Origin of the sequence: Elstera sp., from assembly GCF_044372965.1 — a bacterium.
GTDB lineage: Bacteria > Pseudomonadota > Alphaproteobacteria > Elsterales > Elsteraceae > Elstera.
The window spans coordinates 1-17,647 of sequence record NZ_JBILQX010000064.1 but is presented as its reverse complement, the minus strand read 5'-3'; the positions used below and the strand labels follow the sequence as shown (position 1 = coordinate 17,647).

The window sequence follows — 17,647 nt, the reverse complement described above, 5'->3', positions numbered from 1 at the left end:
AAACCAACGCAGAATGCGTTTGTTGAAAGCTTCAATGGTCGCCTGCGGGATGAATGTCTCAACGAAACCCTGTTTACCTCGCTCGCCCACGCGCGCCGCCTGTTGGCCGAGTGGCAGAAGGATTATAATACGGTCAGACCTCATTCAAAACTCGGCGGTCGAACGCCCGCCGAAATCGCAAAACATTCTGTCTGGGGGCATGCCCCCAGACAGAATGTCACCCCCTCAACCCAAACGCACAATGAAGCGAGACTCTCCGCCTGACTGGTAACAAGAAGGGGGGCACGTCAACTGGCGTGGATCAGGCTGCAAAAGATCTGCCTTCATAAAAACTTCCTCTCCAATTCGTTGGGTGGAGAGGAACGGTATTATGTGTAGATGAAATCAGTCACGCCGTGCGGCAGAAAGCAGAAGACCGCGGGTTGGCCCCATCTGACAACACGCACCTGCGCATAATCCGGCGCTCCGCATAATTTCGGTTATGGAAATCTATGCATAACCGAAAAAACGCCCTCTTCGCAGGCCATGACACCGGAGCCGAAAACTGGGCCGTCATCGCCTCACTAATCGAAACCTGCAAAATGAACGGTATCGAACCGCAGGCTTGGCTAACCGCAACGCTGACGGCCATCGTCCAAGGCCATAAGCAGAGCCAGATCGGCGACCTGTTCCCGTGGAACTACCACGACAACGTGTGAGCGGAACACCGCTTAGGCTCTCTCTGCCGACCGGCATCCACAGCTTCATCTACGATTACCGAAACCAGACCGGCCAGAAACGCCGAGCGACCATCGGCAAATACGGCACCCTGATGCCGGAGCAGGCCCGCGACATCGCCGAGACCTGGGCCGCGGAGGTGAAAAAGGGTGGCGACCCGCTGGCTGCCAAACAGGCGAAACGCGAGAGCCTTACCGTCAGCGCTTTGCTCGACCGCTATCTCGCCTCCGCCAAATTCGCCGCGAAATCCGATACCGCGCGCCCGATTGATACCGGCCGCATCACGCATCATCTGAAACCGCTCCTCGGCAAGGTACTGGTCGAGGCCCTCACCCAGGAACATATCCGCCGAGCCTTCAACGCTATCCGCGACGGCCAGACCCAGAAGCAAATGCCGAGCGGCAAGCCCCGAGGCGTTATCCGTGTGCGGGGCGGGGCCACGGCGGCGCGCGATTGCATCATCGTCCTGCGCACTGCGCTCAATTGGGCCGTCAGCGAGGGACTGATCCAGGATCACCCAGCGAGCAGCTTCAAGCTGCCCGGAGGCAATACCCGCCAGGCCTTTCTGGAAGATCACGAGCAATATGCCCGCCTCTTCGCCGCCCTCGAACGGTTGGAGGAAGAACACGCTATCCGCAGCTCGGTCGCCGACGCCTTCCGGCTGATGGCGCTGACCGGCGCCCGCCCGACCGAGATCACCCGCTGCCAATGGCAGCACGTAAACCTGAAAACCGGCGTCATTACCCTGCCACCGTCCCGCCACAAGACCGGCAAGGCCACGGGCCGCAACCGCACAATCACTCTGCCCCCTGTCGCCCTCGAGATCATCGCCCGCCAGCCGCCCGGTTCACCGGAAACCTATGTCTTCCCCGCCAGCCGCGGCGACGGCCCTATCACCTACCGTAAAGACTGGGTCCAAAAAATCCGACCTGCAGCGGGCTTACCCGAAGACCTGGTGCCCTACAGCCTCCGCCATTCCGTGGCTTCGCACCTCGCTTTGGGCGGCGCCCAGGCTGCGCAGCTTATGGCGGCAATGGGGCACTCACAGCTCTCGACGACGCAGCGGTATATCCATGTGGCCGAGACGGTGAGGACGGAGTTGGCGGAGCGAGCGGCGTTGCCTGCGATGGCGGGGATGCGAGCGGCACAAAAAGCTGGGGAGAAATGAGTGGGCAAAAGATTAGTGGGGCCGAAGCCCACCCGGCGCGGCAACTCGGGTCAAAATTGCTTCGGGACGCTGAAATGCGAAACAAAATATTCTTCAGAAAGCTCGGAATAGATTGACATATATTGCGACGGAACCCTTCGAGTTACCAATCGAGCGATGCTCAGAAATCACCCGGAGGACTTACCGTGTTGTGATGTGATGACGGGGGAAAAATGTTGACCTATTTTACTGATCGGGAATACGGACCACGGCCCCAAACAGTCGATGTCATTCAGGAACGCTTGTGGGCCGGGCTCTGCAGATTGATCAGTACGGGAATTGCCAGCGGCTCATTTGGCTTGCGCTTTCCCGAACAGTGCCCCGACGGATACGGCCCGTGTGGATGTGACGAGCTGGCCTTCCGCGATGTGCTAAACGCCGAGGTGCCGTTGACCGAATGGCCGCTTTCTCCAAACGTAGTGCCCGATACGCCGGTGATCCTCGATTTGCTCGAATTTTGTGCTAGCGCCGTGGGTGAGCCGATTCAGGACGCTTATCATTCCTATTTCGGTCACCATCACTTGAGTTGGGATCGAGACGCCGGCCTTGCGCGATTTGTAGCGGACGTAAACCTCTTGTTTCGCCGGAACGCTGTCGCCTATGAACTCACAGTGACTGGACAGGCCCGCCGTCTTCTTCCGCAGTCGATCGCCAATACGATTGGCTGGGCCTTGTTTCACACAGGCGACGCCGAGACCGACAGGCTACTTGAAGCCGCACGGCAGCGGATTCTCTCGCCAAAGCCTGACGATCGCCGTGATGCGCTGGAAAAGCTGTGGGATGCGTTTGAGCGGCTGAAGACGTTAGAGCCGGGGGCCGACAAGCGTGTGCAGGCCGATGCACTGCTCGATCGTGTCGCCGTGCCGGACTCCCGTTTTCGCCAAGTCCTTGCGGGCGAAGCTGCCGAACTGACCAAAATCGGTAATAGCTTTCGCATTCGTCACTCTGAGACGACGCAGGAAGCGCTGACCTCCCTCGATCAGGTCGACTACCTTTTCACCCGCATGTTCGCATTTGTGCGCATGATCCTAAAGGGAACAGGCCGTGGCGGTTAACCTCTATGGGCTCGTCGCTGGCCTTCTTCAGGGGATGACTCATGCTCAGCTCAGCGAGGAGCCGCAGCGGGTCGCAGGGCTGGTCGTGCCTCACGAGGAGGGCTTATCAAAGCGGCAGCGTATCGAACAGGCGCTGGCGAACCTTACGCAGGAGCAGTTGGCGCAGCTTGCGCTGAAATTTGGCGCGGATCGTCGCGACATCTCCCTTGATGAGGCGGGGCGAAAGGTTCTTGAAGCAAACGATCCACCTTTGAGCCAGATCACACGGCGAGACGTTGCACGCGTCTTCGGGGATGATCTCGCCGGCGAGCGGGACACGGTGGAAGTCGCCGGACGCTATTTCCTCCTTTCCACACCGATTGACGATCTCCTCGGAAGCTCCGGACAAAGCCTACGTGACCAAATTGACCGGCACATGGAGCGGAATCCGGGCGACTGGTCGGTGGAACAGCTATTCGGCGAAATCGGCGCCTTTGACTGCTCTAACGCCAGGTTCGGCGCGTTGCTCGCGGAAGCCGTTCATCCGCTTTCACGGTCTGGAGACGTTCAGACGGGAATGGTCGCCGCCCTGAACAAGACTCTCGCGCGTGACGGATACGAACTCGTGCAGGAAGACGAACTCTCCGGTCATCCCATCTTCGGCTTCCGTCGTATCGTGCATAGTGTCGGTGGTCGACCCAAGAATTTGATCTTTGCCTCGCGAGGACCGAAGCCGGAAATCGGTTTATCCGATGCAATCAACAACGACATCGTCATTCTGTCTGGCGAAGAAAATTGCCTGGTCTACGACCGGCCGATCGGCGCGAGCGGTCTTCTGTGGTCGGAGCTCGTTTCCTGGTGGGGCGAGATTTCGCCGGGGGCTGATGCCGCAAAACTCGGAGCTCGACTCCAGGAATCCCTGGCCTCGGACGCGGAACGCAAGCTTTTCGCGACTTACTTCAAGGCCTATCGGCCCGCCCTCGGCGAGGCGCTGCCCGCGCTCCTGCCGCAGGTCTACCTTCACTACGATCCTGCCGTCGTGAAAACCCTGCGCCACCGGCTTCCGCTGCCGCGACAGCGTATGGACTTCCTGATGCTGCTTCCGAGCCGTCAGCGCATCGTAATCGAGGTCGACGGCAAGCATCACTTCTCGGAACACGACCGTCCGTCATTGAAGGTCTATGCCGACATGGTGTCGGCTGACCGCGAGTTGCGCCTTGCAGGATACGAGGTCTATCGGTTCGGCGCAAATGAACTGGTCGGCGACGGGGCCGAGGCGAGGATCACGGATTTCTTCGACAAACTTTTTCGCCTGCATCGCATTCGTCAATGAATTTGCCCGCTGATGCATCACAGCTCATGGCGGTCAGTAAGGGGTAGAAATGACGACGACGACATTCTGGCTCTGGCAAAGTGATTATGATACGAAGTTTTATCGCTATTTTGTGCGTAACGCGCTGAAGTATGCCTGTAATCTCGTCGCTATCGATCTTGACTGTCAGGAAACGGAGAGGGCGCACCACCGGTATGATTGCATTATAATTCCAATTATAACTTAAATCTGAAAATTAAACACATGATCGGACGAAGCGTCCAATATTTCTTTGTCATGGGAGATAATTATCAAGCCGACCTTGTCCTGAATTGCGATGTGGTGAAGAAGCGCAATTGTTTCTTTTTGGCTGATCGGATCAAGGCGCGAGGTTGGCTCATCGGCAACGATCACTGCCGGGTTCAGCAGCAACAGGCGCAAGAGCGCCAACCGCTGGGCTTCGCCGCCGGAAATCTCGCTTGGAAACCGGTGCAGCAGGGTTGAATTAAGCTTCAGGCGATCGAGCCCCGCCGCCAGTCGCTCGGCATAGTCGGGCTGGGGCGCTAAGGCATTCAGGTCTCGAAACTGGGCGTGTAGGGGGCGGTGGGGGGCAAAAACCGCCGTCGGGTCTTGATGCAGTTTTTGATAGCGTCGCCGAAGACGACGGGCGCTCGCGGGATCGCGGTAAGGGTCGAACCCACCCCAAGAGACCGAGCCGCTACGCGGTGGTAACAGCCCAAGAAGACTGTTGCCAAGGCTCGTTTTGCCACAGCCGCTCGGGCCGGAAACACCCAGAATCATCCCTTTTGTAAGATGGATATCGACATTGCTCAGTAGATCACGGGTGCCAGGATAACCGAGGCTAAGGCCATGCGCCGCCAGAACCAAAGGGGCGTCGGTCGCGCAGGCGGGGCATGGAACCCAGGTGGCGGGGTCAGCGGCCAGCCATGCGCGGGTATAGGCACTTTGTGGATGGGTCAGAACAGCATCGCTCGGGCCGACTTCTTGCACTTGTCCGTCTGCCAGTACGAGCAGGCTCCCCCCGAGGCGGCGCACCAAGTGGCGATCATGGCTAATCAGCAGTAAGGTCCGACCCCGCTGCGCCATTCGCAGCAGTAAATCGGCCACATCGTCCAGCCGCTCCGAATCGAGCCCCTTCGTCGGCTCGTCGGCAATCAGCAACGGCGCATCGAGCCGCAGGGCGCTGGCCATCACCGCGCGCTGGGCCATGCCGCCGGAAAGCTGAAAGGGATAAGCGGCGGCGCTGCTGGCGGGAAGATCGACTGCTGCCAAACTCTCCTGAATCGGCGCGGGCGTTTGTCCGGTTTGAGCGAGCATCTGCCCGAGCCGCTGGGTTGGGTCGAGGGCCGCGCCGGGCTCTTGTGGCACCAGGAGAAAATCGGATGCCCACAGGCCGTGCAGCGCCTCCGGCCTGCCAAGGTCGAAGATGCCGCCCCGCCACAGCACCGTGCCGACAGCCCGAAACCCAGTCGGAAGCAATCCCATCAACGCCTGGGCGATCAGGCTTTTACCGCCGCCGCTTTCGCCAATGATGGTGAGTATTCCTCCGGCGGGGAGCGAAAATTCGATATCGCGCACCAGGGCTGTTCCCGCCCCATCATAAATCGTAAGGCCGCGTACAATGAGGTCGGTGCTCATGCTTCGCCGTCCCGGGATTTTGGCAGCGCGGCGCGGCCAATCAAGGTTGCGGACAAGGTGACGATGAACAGCCCAATGCAGGGGGCCGCGGTCTGCCAGGGCGCTTCGGTCAAATAGGGCAGCGCTTCGGCGATCATGGCGCCCCATTCCGGCGTCGGTGGGGTCAGGCCGAGCCCTAAAAAGCCAAGCCCGGCAATCGTCATAATCGTCGTGCCCAGCCCGAGGGTTAGTTGCGGTAACAGCAGCGGCAGCAGCGGCGGTAGAAGATGGTGGCGAAAAATAGCCCCGGCCCCGAACCCCGCAAGCCGGGCGGCCTCAACATGGGTACTCAGCAGCTCCCCGGCCACAATCGCCCGGCTCAAGCGGGCAAAGGGCGGGGCTTGGGTGAGCGTGAGGCCGATCACCAGCGGCACGGCACCGCCCCCCAAGAGTCCCACTAAAAGCAGCGCCAGCAGAATTCCGGGAAAGGCTAACAGTAGGTCCACCCCGCGCATAATCAAACTCTCGCCCCAGCCGCCCCACCAGGCGGCACAGAGGCCGAGAAGGGTTCCAACGAGAGCGGCAAAGCCAATGCAGGCTGCCGCTAGCCCCACCGAGCGCGGTGCGCCGTGGATCAGGCGGGCGAGAACATCCCTCCCCAGATGATCTTGTCCCAGCCAATGCTGGGTGCTGGGTTCGCCCAAGGCCCCAGCTAAATCCTGTGCAATCGGATCATGTGTAACGATGAGGGGAAGGAGGGCCAACAGGGCCAAGACCCCGCCCAGTAGAATGAGAGGCCGCCGTCGCATCAGGCTAACCGCCGACGACGGGGGTCGAGCGCTAGCGCCGCCAGATCCGCAAGCAGATTCACCAACGCATAGAGCAGACCAATCAACAGCGCACACCCGAGGATGATCGGAACATCCCGCGCCACTAAGGCCCGCACCAAAAGATCGCCCAAGCCGGGGTAGTTGAATAGCGTTTCGACAATCACGAACCCATCGATCAAGAACCCCATTTGCAAGGCGGCAAAAGTAATGATGGGAATGGCCGCATTGCGCACGCCATGGTGTCGCAAGGCTGCTATCGCGGGCAAGCCGCGCAAGCGGGCGAACAGCATATAGGGTGCTTGGGCCACCTCGCGCACAGCAGCGCGAATGACGGGGATCGAAAAGGCGGCAAGTCCTAACGCCAGCGTTAGCGCGGGTAAAATAAGATGGGCCGGGGTTTTGAACCCGGCGGGCGGCAGCCAGCGCAGCGTGAGGGCAAACAGGCCAATCAAACCAATTCCCACCAGAAAACTCGGCAGCGCCGCAAAGAAGACGCTGAAGCCGGTTACCCCTCGATCGAGCGCCCCGCCCGGCCTGAGGCCGCAGGCAATACCGAGCGGTAGGGCCAAGGCGTAAGAGAGGGCCCACCCCAGCAACCCCAGCCCCAGCGTGTAGCGGGCATGGTATAGAATCTCGTCGAGAACCGGCTTGCGGGAGACGAGGGATCGTCCGAAGTCGCCCCGCATGACCCGGCCCATCCACTGGCCATACTGGACCAATAGGGGGCGATTGAGCCCCTCGTCCTGGCGCAAGCGGGCTTCGATCTCCGGGGTAACGCGGTCAGCCCCGACGCGGGCAATGGCAATCGAGAGGGCCAGATCGCCGGGGAGCGCGTGGGTAATCCCGAAGCAAAGGGTGGCGATGACCCACGCGGTCATTAGAGCCTGTGCCAGTCGCTGCCCCACCGCCCTCATGGTCGCCGCCGCCGTTCTCCAACGGCAACCACGGCCGCCGCGCCAACGATCAAACCGGCCCCCAGCAAGCTCAGAGGCACCGGCAAAAGCCCGAAGACCAGCAGATCGAAGCCCATCGCCCATAGCATCGCCGTATATTCGAAAGGGGCCAGGGTCGAAACGGGTGCGCGGGCGATAGCTTCGGTCATCGCAATATGCGCAAGCCCGCCGGTCAGTCCAGCCCCGATGAGCCATGCGAGCGTCGCGCCTTCGGTAGCAGCCCAGCCGAAGGGGGCCGTGGCAAGGCCGCCAACGGCGCACACCAGCGCAAAATAGAAGGCGATCGTGCCGGGCGGCTCGGTCGCCGTCAGCCGTTTGATTTCGATTTTTGCGGCTGCCGTTGTCGCCGCCATCGCGATTCCGGCACCAACGCCGATGACGGTTCCCATATCCAGGCTTGGCCCGGCGAGCGCGGGCAGCAGCATGAAGCCCACCCCGACAAAGCCGACGAGCGCCGCAAGAACGACCAGCAGCCCAGGCCGCTCGTGCAGAAACAGCACGGCGACGGGAATCACCAACAGCGGGGCAAGAAAGCCCAGGGCTGCGGCCAAAGCAAGCGGCAAATAACTGAGCGATAGGAACGAAAAAGCCATGGCGACGCAGCCAAAGAGGCTTCGCTTCACGTGCCCAAAAGGGTTACGGGTGTGCAGCCCGCCGGGAAATTGCCCCTGCAAGGCCAGATAAGCGACAATCGGGACCAGCGCCACGGCGCTGCGCCAGAACATGATCTGCCCAACGGGGGCTTCCACCGAGGCCAAGCGGACGCACAGCGTCATGCAGGCGAAAAGGCCCGTCGCGAGAATACGCAGGCCAATCCCGGCGAAAAGCTGTGGCGGCAGAGCGAGTCCCACTCCGCCTGATCGGCTTAACCCCATACCATTGCCTCGGCAAGATAACGCATCTCATAGGGATCGATTGCCACATCGCGCAATCGAGGCGAGACGGCCACGGTATGCTCGAACCACGCCACAGGAATCACCGGCAGTTCGTCGTGCAGCAAAGCCGTGATCTGTGCCCGGAGCCGCGCCTTTTCAGTCACATCAAAGCTTGCGACATAGACGTCGGTCAATCGCTTCATCTGCGCACGTTCCGGCCAGTTGACGGTGCCCCAGGTAGATTTTTCACGGGTATAATCGGGGATGATGGTTGCGATAACCTCGGGCACATTCACATAGGTCCGCGCGAACATCGTCATTTCCATGCGATCTTCCCGGATCGCGGTTGGAATAATTGTCGACGGGCCGACCTCGATACTAATATCCAAACCAATTTGCTTGAACTGCGCTTGCAGCGCAGCCGCCATCGGCGGCAGTTCAGGACGATTGGCGAGGGTGAGCAGTTTGGCGGCAAACCGCACCCCATTCTTAACCCGAATACCATCCACTCCCGGAACCCAGCCTGCGCTATCCAATAAGCGCTGCGCTTCGGCGATATTCTGGCTCAGGGCGGGCAACGCGGGATTATGCCATTCGGTGAGGATCGGCGGCAGAAGCTGCGTTGCGGACGAACCCGGATGACGCAGAACTGCATTCGCAATTCCAGCCCGATCGATTGCCAGCGACAGGGCGCGGCGCACGTTCTTATCCTTGAATTGCGGCAGGCCACAGTTTACCGCCAACGGACGCACCCGCGGAATCGTTAAGCTTTCAACGCGCAATTGCCCGGCGGCTGTAATGCGCGGCAGGGCTGTAGGCGCGAGCGTATAGACCAAATCCGCATCGCCCGCGATGGCAATATTGGCGCGTGTATCGCCATTGGCGACCGCCGTATAGCGCACGGTCGCAATGCGTGCCTTTACGCGGGCCTCCGGGAAGCGCTCCAAATCTAAAATGGTTTTGCCATCCATTGCGACCAGCCGATAGGGACCGGTAGCGATGATTTTTTGCACCTTGCCATCGGCACCATAGGCCGCCGGTGCCAGGAGGATCGCGGCATAATCGACGAGAAACGCCGGTAGTGGGCTGAAGGGGGTTTTCGTGCGAATAATCACCGCATCGCCCTCGGCGCTTAGCCCGTCGAGCGGCACGGCCGCGAGGCTCTCGCCCGAAAAAGCGCGCTTAAGACTATTGACGACCGCCTCAGCCGTAACCGGGCTGCCATCATGAAACATCAGCCCCGCCCGGAGCGGAAAGCGCCAGGTGAGCTTATCGTCTCCAATCGTCCAACCGGACGCCACGCCACCCACCAATTGCCCATTGGGCTCCACCTGCACGAGGGTTTCCGCAACCCCCAGCCGGGTAAGCAGATATCCCGTATCGGTCGGCTCCAGCGAGGTAAAATCCCAGGGGCCGACAATTCGTAAGGTGGCGTTCGTTTGCGCCGCGAGCGGACCCGCCCACGCCAGCCCGGCTATCGCCCCGGCGCCCGCTAAGAGCGCGCGGCGCGAAACGGAGAGTTCAGTGATCATGGCAGTTTATCCTAACTGAGGGGCTGAGCGCGTCCACCGCTCGGGCGAAGCGCTCGTTGGAAGGTTGAGGCACAGCAGCAGCCGCGTTTCGCCGTGCCCTGCTATGGGCGGTGATCGGTGAACGATCCCGCTTCCGGGCCCGGCGCAACTGCCCTTAAACACCCCAACGGCCTGCGGGGGAAAGCGGTGCAGCGGTCCGCGATAGGCTCTTTGATCGCGCAGCGCGGCAGCGGCATCGGTGGGGGAAACCCACTCGGTTCCCGGCCCGCGATAGGTGGTCAGCAGCCGGGCTTCCACACAATCCCGGTGGAACTTCCAGCAGGCGTCACCCGTGATGCGCTCCAGGCGTACATCTATCTCGATGCTTCCGGTGAGATCGGCAAAGCACGCGGCAAGCATCGCAATATCGGCGATCAACCAGGGGCGAAGTTCGGCGGTTGCGGCGCGATCCAGAAACAAAGTATCGAGCGCGGCCGCGAGATCATCACGGCGCACCAGGACCCGCCCCTCGGGGAGACTTGTTGCCGGAAGAGTGTCGAGGGCCGCCGCCATCGCAGCGGGAATCTTGCGCGGCCAAAGGACCATTTCAACCGAGGGCTGACGCAGGGCGAGCATGTCGGATAGTGCGTCGCAGATTCTAACGGCTGAACCCGGCACATCAAGCAGCGCGGTCATTCCCCCGTCGCCCCTGCATCAGCCTCGCCCCAATGGGGGAAGGGATCGGGCAAATCCCGATAGCGCTTTGGGTTGAAGGTGACGGGACGGGGGGAACCCAACAAGCAGGCATCCAACGCCGCGCGGAGGGCGGCCTCATCAAGATTAATGCCGATGAAAACCAGTTCCTGCCGCCGGTCGCCCCACAGCGGGTGCCAATGGCGATTGAGAAGCTTTTTCCACCCGGCATCTTGTGGCCAACGGGCTTTCGGCACGGCGGCCCACCAGCGCCCAAGGCCCTCGGTTCGGCAAATTGCCCCAGCGAGGCTCATTTCGCCGACCCAATCCGGGCGGGTTCCTAACCAGAAATGCCCTTTTGCGCGCACCAGTCCCGGCCAGGTTTGGGCCAGAAACGCCTGAAATGCCTCTGGCGCGAAGGGCTGCCGGGCGCGGTAGACGAAAGAGGTGAGCCCATAGGTTTCGGTTTCCGGCGTGTGGCCTTCAGGCTCGAAAAGCGCCTTGTGCCATAGGGGATGCTCTTGCGCTTTTTCCGAATCAAAGCGCCCGGTATCGAGGATCGCGCTCAGAGGAACCTTACCGAAACTTGCGTCGATCACCTCGGCGTCGGCATTCAGGGCGCGGATGATTTGATGCACCACGTGGCGCTGCTCTGGGGTCACATCCGCCGCTTTATTCACCACAATTACATCGGCAAATTCGATTTGCTCGACCAGCAGGTCCACGAGACTGCGGTTATCATCCGCCCCGGCGGTTTCGCCCCGATCCCGCAGGAAATCTTGACTGCCATAGTCTTTGAGCAAATGCAGGGCATCCACGACCGTAACCATCGTGTCGAGCCGCGCGACATCCGAGAGGGAAAGACCGGCTTCGTCCCGGAAATCGAAGGTTGCCGCGATGGGCAAAGGCTCGGCAACGCCGGTGCTCTCGATCATCAGATAATCATAACGCCCGGATTCGGCGAGGCGGCGGACCTCCAGCAGCAGATCATCGCGCAAAGTGCAGCAGATGCAGCCGTTGCTCATCTCAACCAGTTTTTCATCGGTGCGTGATAAATCGGTCCCGTCGCGAACCAAATCGGCGTCGATGTTCACCTCGCTCATGTCATTCACGATCACAGCCACCCGGCGGCCCTCACGATTGTTGAGAACGTGATTCAGCAGCGTGGTTTTCCCAGCGCCGAGAAAACCGGAGAGGACGGTAACGGGAAGACGATCGGGCATCGGTGGTCCTGGGCAGGGGAGGAATATGCTGGATTCGGGGTAGGTGATGACCGTATATGATACGTTATAACATATCATTTCAAGTGCAAATCACTTTTGCTTCCCGAAGGATCTGCCTTGGGTGGGCTTGATGCGCCGAGCGCATTAAGGGTGCGTTTAATGCGCCAGACGGGGGCATCCCAACTCTCCCATTTGTTCCGACGACGGACACACCACGCCCCCTTGGACAGAATGTCTAATCCTGCTCCCTGCATAGAGTGGGCTATTAGATCCTGCTATTGCGGCTCACTTTTAGGGGCGAAGGGTCTATGAAACGGTTTTCGCGATGGTTAGGCGAGCGGCCTCACCGGGCTACGGTCCTCAACGTCATCATGCTGTCTGTACTGCTGGCGCTGAGCGATAGTGCTTCTCTCTATTGGGGGGTTGGTGGCATCGCCCTGGTCTTGGCCGGAGGGCATTTTCTGATTCAAGCTTTTCAAGCTACTGCTAACCGGCACCGCCCAAGGAATTTTTTCCAACTCGCGCTGACCTGGGTTCCGGGCGTGCTTGCGATTCTTCTGGCCATCGTGGCGATTACGCTCGTGAGCACCAGTGATCAAACCAGCGCTGCCTATATGGCGGGAATGCTGCTCTATACGGTAGAAATCGCCGTGCTCGCCCTCGCTGGGGCCGATTTATCGGGTAAGGCAGAAATTGGGGAGCTCGCTTAATGGATTTCCCGATTTTTCACCTCGATCTTCTCGGCAATCGCGGCTTGATAGCCATCATTGCCGTGATGCATGTGCTGATCAATCATGGGCTTGCCGTCGGCATGATGCCGCTGGTTGCCGCAATGGAGTGGTATGGTAACAAGAAGCAAGATCCACGCTGGGATAAGCTCGCTTATAAAATTCTCTTCATCTGCTTTCTGATTACTACGACGCTCGGCGCATTAACTGGTGTTGGAATCTGGTTGTCGGTATCTTTGGTAAACCCCTATTCAATTGGGAGCTTGATCAGAGTATTTTTTTGGGCGTGGTTCGTTGAGTGGTTAGTCTTTATCACCGAAGTCTGCCTTATTCTTGCCTACACATTGACATGGAAGAAATGGAGCGCGCGAGGGCCGGATTGGAAGCGAAAGCACATTCGATTGGGGTTTGCGCTCGCCTTTTTCTCCTGGGTGACGATGGCAATCATCGTTGCGATCCTCGGCTTCATGATGGATCCCGGAAACTGGTTGACGGATCACAGTTTCTGGACGGCAATCTTCAACCCCCTCTACATCCCGCAGCTTGCCTTTAGAACGCCGCTTGCTGCGGCAATGGCGGGGATCATTGCCCTATTTTTAACGCTGTTTTTCACGCGGCGGGGCGATGTCTTCCGGCACGACGCCCTGCGCTCCATTGCACTGTGGACCGCAGCCTTCGCGCCCTTCGTGCTGGTCGCTGGCTGGTGGTACTACACGGCGGTTCCGGCGGCGATGAAGGATAATTTGGGTGTTTCACTCGCCACCTTGCAGTTCGCGGAGTGGCAAGACCGCTTTTTTCAAATCGCTCTCGGCACCGTCGTTGCCGTTCTAATCGTGGTCCAGATTGCAATTTTGCGGCCCAATCGGTTGCCAAAGCTGGCGTTGCTAGTGCCTTTTGTTGCGATTCTGTGGATGACCGGCCATTTCGAACGTGTTCGGGAGTTTATCCGCAAACCCTATATCATCGGCGAATATATGTACGCCAATGGCTTGCGCGTCAGTGATTACGCCCTTTTCCGGCGGGATGGCGTGCTGACGTATGCAACCTATTCTAACCCGCTGACGGAAGCTGAAAAACAAAATCGCCTCCCCTCCGCCTCTTTGGCTGATTTGCAGAAGGGTAAGGACGTTTTCATGAATACCTGCTCGCGCTGTCATACTGGGTTCGGCGTGAATAGCATTAGCAGTCACCTGCAACGGATGTTCGGCGATCAGCCTTGGACACCCGAGTTGACCGCCGGGTATGTCGAAAACATGCATGACGCCCAGCCTTATATGCCGCCTTTCCCTGGGACTCAGCAGGAATTGCAGTGGCTCGGCCTCTATCTTCAGCACCTGCAAACAAACAAGGCGGCGATTCCTGGCGCACAAACTGCCGGGGTCACGATCACAGGCGGCGCGGCGGCAACCGTGGCAACCACTCCCCAGAACTCTGAAACGGCTGCACGATGACCCAGATCCCTGTTCCCAACGATATCCCGCTTCCTTTACCCGCACCCGAGCCGGTGTTGGTTGCGGTTCTGATCGTCTTTTTTCTGATGCACATCACTTTCGTCAATTTCATGGTCGGTGGGGCGTTGCTGACCTTTTATTCTGAAATCCGGGGGCTGAAAGAAAAACGCTTTGATGCCTTGGCCTATGCCATCGCCTCGACGATTACGGCCAATAAGTCCCTGGCCGTGGTTTTGGGGATCGGGCCGCTTCTGGCGATCAATACCCTCTACACCGTCTATTTTTACACGGCGAATGCGTTGACGGGGGATTTTTGGATCGGCTTGATTCCCCTGATTCTGACGGTTTTTGTTCTGACGTATATCCACAAATACCTGTGGTATCAGATGGACCGGGTGAAGCCGCTCCATGTCATCCTAGGCGGTATTATTTGCGCGCTCTTCCTGTTCATTCCGCTGGTCTTCCTGACGAATATCAATCTGATGCTCTACCCGGAAAAATGGGGAGATGTCCGGGGATTCTGGTCGGCCCTGATGCTGCCAAACGTGTTGCCCCGCTATGCCCACTTTGTTCTGGCCTGTCCGGCCATGCTCGGTCTGTTCCTCGTCTGGCTTTTCCGCCGCAAAACGCCGGAGGAAATTGCCGAAATAGGCTTTGCGCGGGGCGAACTCGTCCGCAAGGGGTATCAATGGGCCTTATGGCCAACAGTCGCACAGTTCCTCGTTGGCCCAATTGCCCTCGTGACCTTGCCAGAAACGACGGGGCCACAGACAACCGTCTGGGCTATTTTCGGGGTGTCAATCCTGGTTTCCATGCTGATGACGGTTATGCTTTACGCTGAAACCCGGCGCTCCGCCGAAACCATTGGGCGCAGCTTCCGCTCGATCTGCCTGCTAATGCTAGTAGTCGTTGCCCTCATGGGAATCGGTCGGCATGCCTATCGAGAAGCAGCAGTGAGCGAGCACCGAGAGTTGGTTCATGCTAAGACCAAGGCTTATCTGGAGAAGGTTGAACAAGCCAATCGCGACGCCGGAACGCCCGTGAAAAAACCATGATTCCCGGCGGGCTGGATACGGGAACTCCTTTTGACTTGGTAGGGGGAGTAACTGTCTTGGCCGAACGAGGACGCGACCTCTTCAAAATGTTCCCCGGTGTTAACCGGGGAACGCCAGGATCGACGAACGGGGCGTTCAATCAACCCCGAAGAGTTGGGAGGGCAAGGAGCAGTTTGCGCGATACAACGGCGAAAAAGAATCTTCTGCTGCTGATTCAACTGCGATGGCTGGCCGTGATTGGGCAGGTGATAACGATCCTAACCGTTCACTACGGGTTTCGTATTGATCTGCCCTTATCGCAGATGCTAGCCGTTGTGCTGTTTTTGGTTTTTCTCAACTTCACGTCGTCCATCCGTTGCCGTCAAAAAAAAGGTTTAAGCAATAGCATACTGTTTATTGAGATATTATTAGATGTTTCAGCACTTACTGTTCAGTTATATTTGAGTGGCGGTGCGTCTAATCCATTTATTTCGCTATATCTGCTTCAGGTCATCCTCGGTACGATTTTGCTGGAAACTTGGGCGGTTTGGTTACTTGTTGCAATCACTAGTTTTGGTTTTATTGGGTTGACAGTTCAATATCGGAAAATTGAACTGCCCCATGCACACGGCACCGATTTTTTTAATCTCCATATTCAAGGAATGTTTTTTTGCTTCCTATTGACGGCGGTTCTTCTGGTCTTTTTTGTGACGCGGATTCAAAAGAACCTTGCCGCTCGAGATGCCTACTGGGCTGATCTCCGGCAGCAGGCTGTTGAAGAGGATCATATCGTTCGGATGGGGTTGTTAGCCTCTGGTGCCGCCCACGAGCTTGGCACACCGCTCGCTACTCTGTCGGTCATTCTGGGTGATTGGCAGCGGATGGCAGTTTTTCAGAATGATCCGGAGATCGCCACCGAACTGACTGAAATGCAAACCCAGTTGAACCGCTGCAAAACAATCGTTTCCGGGATTCTAATATCCTCCGGCGACGCCCGGGGCGAGGGCACGTTGCGCGTTGGCATCGTCACGTTTCTGAACGATATGGTCCGCGAATGGCAAAAAACTCGGCAACCCGCTGTCGTTGACTATCGTTGCACCTTCGCACCCGACCAGATTGTAGTTTCCGACGCTGCGCTCAAGCAAGTGATCTTCAATCTGCTCGACAATGCGCTCGAAGCATCGCCGACCTGGGTCGGTATTCGCGTCGCGGGCGATGCTGAAATGGTAACGATTACGGTGACGGATCGGGGGACCGGATTCTCGGCAGATATGCTGGCTGATTTCGGAAAACCCTATCGATCCAGTAAACAACAGCCGGGAAGCGGCTTGGGCCTTTTCCTTGTTCTCAATGTCGTCCGCAAGCTCGGCGGAACCGTCCGGGCAGGGAACCGAGAAGACGGCGGGGCAGAGGTAGAGCTGAGGCTTCCTCTTTCAGCGCTGCTTGCGAGAAAAACCGATGCTCCTTAAGCCGCGTCTACTCATCGTCGAGGATGATGACGCTTTTGCCCAAGCGTTACGTCGGTCTTTTGAACGCCGGGGTTTTGAGGTCTACCGGTGCGAGGGGCTAGATACTCTTCCTGAACTTTTAAATCAGGTGGACATTGAATTTGCCATCGTCGATCTCAAAATCGTCGGCGGCTCCGGCCTGGAGTGTGTGAAACTAATCCACGCGCAGAATGCCGCTACACGCATTGTCGTTCTTACCGGATTCGCAAGTATTGCTACAGCAGTTGAATCTATTAAACTGGGCGCCTGTAATTATTTACCAAAACCTTCAAATACTGATGATATCCTCGCCGCCTTCCAGCGTGAGCTAGGCAATAGCAGTGTGCCCCTAAGTGATCGTCAAACATCCTTAAAGAGTCTGGAGTGGGAGCGGATTCACGAAACACTCATCGAAACCGATTTCAATATCTCGGAAACAGCCCGCCGTTTGGGTATGCACCGCCGAACCTTGGCTCGGAAATTAGAGAAACACCGGGTAAAATAGGAAACCTCATGAGGGCGTTGGTAACAGTATTTTTTCGAAGCTAGGATTGGGCTTAGCCGTACTCGTCGGCCAAAAAATATCCATCCGGTATTTGCGGAAGCAGGTCGTCTTTTTGATCGAAAATGATCTGAGTCAACGCGGGCCTAGCCCTAGATCATTAACTTGGAAACCATCGGGTTTGCAGTATGCCGATGCAGATTTCTTCCATCGCGTCGGCGGTGCGGCGCAGAGATTAACGCGCCTAGAGCGGGCAAAGAATGAACAGGATTGAGAGCCGGAGGGTTAGCAGCAGGGTCGGCGAAGTTCGCCGGGCGCTTGCTGTTGCCATCGGACTCTGCGCCCTTTTTCTAAATGCGCTTGCTGGCGTTGCCCGTAAGCGATCAGCCAACCCCGTTGGGCTTAAAATTCCAGGGCATGAGGTGTTCGAGTTGTGAGAGCGGCCAGCCGTT

16 protein-coding genes and 1 pseudogene are annotated in these 17,647 nt (G+C 58.4%); 10 read left to right on the top strand and 7 right to left on the bottom strand.

Translation table 11 applies throughout. The annotated features are described in order from the left end of the window. The 5 genes and pseudogenes from ACIQ36_RS10075 to ACIQ36_RS10055 form a co-directional block, all read left to right on the top strand. Positions 1–264 (top strand): transposase (locus ACIQ36_RS10075; protein WP_395828785.1); only part of this gene is annotated, 264 nt, incomplete at its 5' end. Positions 265–497: 233 nt separating this feature from the next. After that, positions 498–698, top strand: a pseudogene (locus tag ACIQ36_RS10070) (transposase domain-containing protein); the annotation flags it as partial. Beyond that, entirely contained in the window at positions 695–1,885 is a 1,191-nt protein-coding gene (locus tag ACIQ36_RS10065) for a tyrosine-type recombinase/integrase (protein ID WP_395828783.1), read from the top strand. The pseudogene ACIQ36_RS10070 and the gene ACIQ36_RS10065, both read left to right, overlap by 4 nt. A gap of 212 nt (positions 1,886–2,097) precedes the next feature. Then, entirely contained in the window at positions 2,098–2,979 is an 882-nt protein-coding gene (locus ACIQ36_RS10060; RefSeq protein ID WP_395828781.1) for a hypothetical protein, read from the top strand. Then, positions 2,969–4,291, top strand: coding sequence for a hypothetical protein (locus tag ACIQ36_RS10055; RefSeq protein WP_395828779.1), 1,323 nt, complete (start codon positions 2,969–2,971; stop codon positions 4,289–4,291). The genes ACIQ36_RS10060 and ACIQ36_RS10055 overlap by 11 nt, the downstream gene beginning before the upstream one ends. A gap of 222 nt (positions 4,292–4,513) precedes the next feature. Here ACIQ36_RS10055 and ACIQ36_RS10050 read toward each other — a convergent pair whose 3' ends face one another. From ACIQ36_RS10050 to ACIQ36_RS10020, 7 genes are read right to left on the bottom strand one after another with little or no spacing between them, the layout of a single operon-like run. Then, on the bottom strand, positions 4,514–5,929 hold the full coding sequence (locus ACIQ36_RS10050; protein ID WP_395828777.1) for an ABC transporter ATP-binding protein: 1,416 nt from the start codon (positions 5,927–5,929) through the stop codon (positions 4,514–4,516). Continuing rightward, positions 5,926–6,717 carry an ABC transporter permease gene (locus ACIQ36_RS10045; protein WP_395828775.1) on the bottom strand — a complete coding sequence of 264 codons (792 nt, stop codon included), beginning with the start codon at positions 6,715–6,717 and terminating at the stop codon, positions 5,926–5,928. The genes ACIQ36_RS10050 and ACIQ36_RS10045 overlap by 4 nt, the downstream gene beginning before the upstream one ends. Continuing rightward, positions 6,717–7,616 carry an ABC transporter permease gene (locus ACIQ36_RS10040; RefSeq protein ID WP_395828773.1) on the bottom strand — a complete coding sequence of 300 codons (900 nt, stop codon included), beginning with the start codon at positions 7,614–7,616 and terminating at the stop codon, positions 6,717–6,719. Before ACIQ36_RS10040 ends, ACIQ36_RS10045 begins: the two co-directional genes overlap by 1 nt. 32 nt (positions 7,617–7,648) lie before the next feature. Further along, a complete protein-coding gene (locus ACIQ36_RS10035) occupies positions 7,649–8,542 on the bottom strand; it encodes a DMT family transporter (RefSeq protein WP_395828771.1) in 894 nt (297 codons plus the stop codon). A 14-nt stretch (positions 8,543–8,556) separates the two neighbouring features. Then, positions 8,557–10,098, bottom strand: coding sequence for an ABC transporter substrate-binding protein (locus ACIQ36_RS10030; protein ID WP_395828769.1), 1,542 nt, complete (start codon positions 10,096–10,098; stop codon positions 8,557–8,559). Positions 10,099–10,104: 6 nt separating this feature from the next. Continuing rightward, positions 10,105–10,773: a DUF1826 domain-containing protein gene (locus ACIQ36_RS10025; RefSeq protein WP_395828767.1), complete on the bottom strand. Its 669-nt coding sequence runs from the start codon at positions 10,771–10,773 to the stop codon at positions 10,105–10,107. After that, the gene (locus tag ACIQ36_RS10020; protein WP_395828765.1) at positions 10,770–11,993 is read right to left on the bottom strand and encodes a GTP-binding protein; all 1,224 of its coding nucleotides are present in this window, start codon (positions 11,991–11,993) and stop codon (positions 10,770–10,772) included. The genes ACIQ36_RS10025 and ACIQ36_RS10020 overlap by 4 nt, the downstream gene beginning before the upstream one ends. Positions 11,994–12,301: 308 nt before the next feature. Between ACIQ36_RS10020 and ACIQ36_RS10015 the strand changes: the two genes are divergently transcribed. The 5 genes from ACIQ36_RS10015 (at position 12,302) to ACIQ36_RS09995 (ending at position 17,198) form a co-directional block, all read left to right on the top strand. Continuing rightward, positions 12,302–12,703, top strand: coding sequence for a hypothetical protein (locus tag ACIQ36_RS10015; RefSeq protein WP_395828763.1), 402 nt, complete (start codon positions 12,302–12,304; stop codon positions 12,701–12,703). Continuing rightward, positions 12,703–14,172 (top strand): c-type cytochrome, encoded by a 1,470-nt coding sequence (locus ACIQ36_RS10010; protein WP_395828761.1) that lies wholly within the window; start codon positions 12,703–12,705, stop codon positions 14,170–14,172. The genes ACIQ36_RS10015 and ACIQ36_RS10010 overlap by 1 nt, the downstream gene beginning before the upstream one ends. Further along, positions 14,169–15,227: a hypothetical protein gene (locus tag ACIQ36_RS10005; protein ID WP_395828759.1), complete on the top strand. Its 1,059-nt coding sequence runs from the start codon at positions 14,169–14,171 to the stop codon at positions 15,225–15,227. The genes ACIQ36_RS10010 and ACIQ36_RS10005 overlap by 4 nt, the downstream gene beginning before the upstream one ends. 173 nt (positions 15,228–15,400) lie before the next feature. Next, positions 15,401–16,675 carry an ATP-binding protein gene (locus ACIQ36_RS10000; protein ID WP_395828758.1) on the top strand — a complete coding sequence of 425 codons (1,275 nt, stop codon included), beginning with the start codon at positions 15,401–15,403 and terminating at the stop codon, positions 16,673–16,675. After that, the gene (locus ACIQ36_RS09995; RefSeq protein WP_395828756.1) at positions 16,665–17,198 is read left to right on the top strand and encodes a response regulator transcription factor; all 534 of its coding nucleotides are present in this window, start codon (positions 16,665–16,667) and stop codon (positions 17,196–17,198) included. Before ACIQ36_RS10000 ends, ACIQ36_RS09995 begins: the two co-directional genes overlap by 11 nt. Positions 17,199–17,647: the final 449 nt, after the last annotated feature.

Bases quoted from the DNA above. Each gene is read 5' to 3' on its own strand.
- ACIQ36_RS10060 (WP_395828781.1), top strand. From the start codon at position 2,098: ATGTTGACCTATTTTACTGATCGGGAATACGGACCACGGCCCCAAACA.
- ACIQ36_RS10050 (WP_395828777.1), bottom strand. From the start codon at position 5,929: ATGAGCACCGACCTCATTGTACGCGGCCTTACGATTTATGATGGGGCG.
- ACIQ36_RS10045 (WP_395828775.1), bottom strand. From the start codon at position 6,717: ATGCGACGGCGGCCTCTCATTCTACTGGGCGGGGTCTTGGCCCTGTTG.
- ACIQ36_RS10040 (WP_395828773.1), bottom strand. From the start codon at position 7,616: ATGACCGCGTGGGTCATCGCCACCCTTTGCTTCGGGATTACCCACGCG.
- ACIQ36_RS10030 (WP_395828769.1), bottom strand. From the start codon at position 10,098: ATGATCACTGAACTCTCCGTTTCGCGCCGCGCGCTCTTAGCGGGCGCC.
- ACIQ36_RS10025 (WP_395828767.1), bottom strand. From the start codon at position 10,773: ATGACCGCGCTGCTTGATGTGCCGGGTTCAGCCGTTAGAATCTGCGAC.
- ACIQ36_RS10020 (WP_395828765.1), bottom strand. From the start codon at position 11,993: ATGCCCGATCGTCTTCCCGTTACCGTCCTCTCCGGTTTTCTCGGCGCT.
- ACIQ36_RS10015 (WP_395828763.1), top strand. From the start codon at position 12,302: ATGAAACGGTTTTCGCGATGGTTAGGCGAGCGGCCTCACCGGGCTACG.
- ACIQ36_RS10010 (WP_395828761.1), top strand. From the start codon at position 12,703: ATGGATTTCCCGATTTTTCACCTCGATCTTCTCGGCAATCGCGGCTTG.
- ACIQ36_RS10005 (WP_395828759.1), top strand. From the start codon at position 14,169: ATGACCCAGATCCCTGTTCCCAACGATATCCCGCTTCCTTTACCCGCA.
- ACIQ36_RS09995 (WP_395828756.1), top strand. From the start codon at position 16,665: ATGCTCCTTAAGCCGCGTCTACTCATCGTCGAGGATGATGACGCTTTT.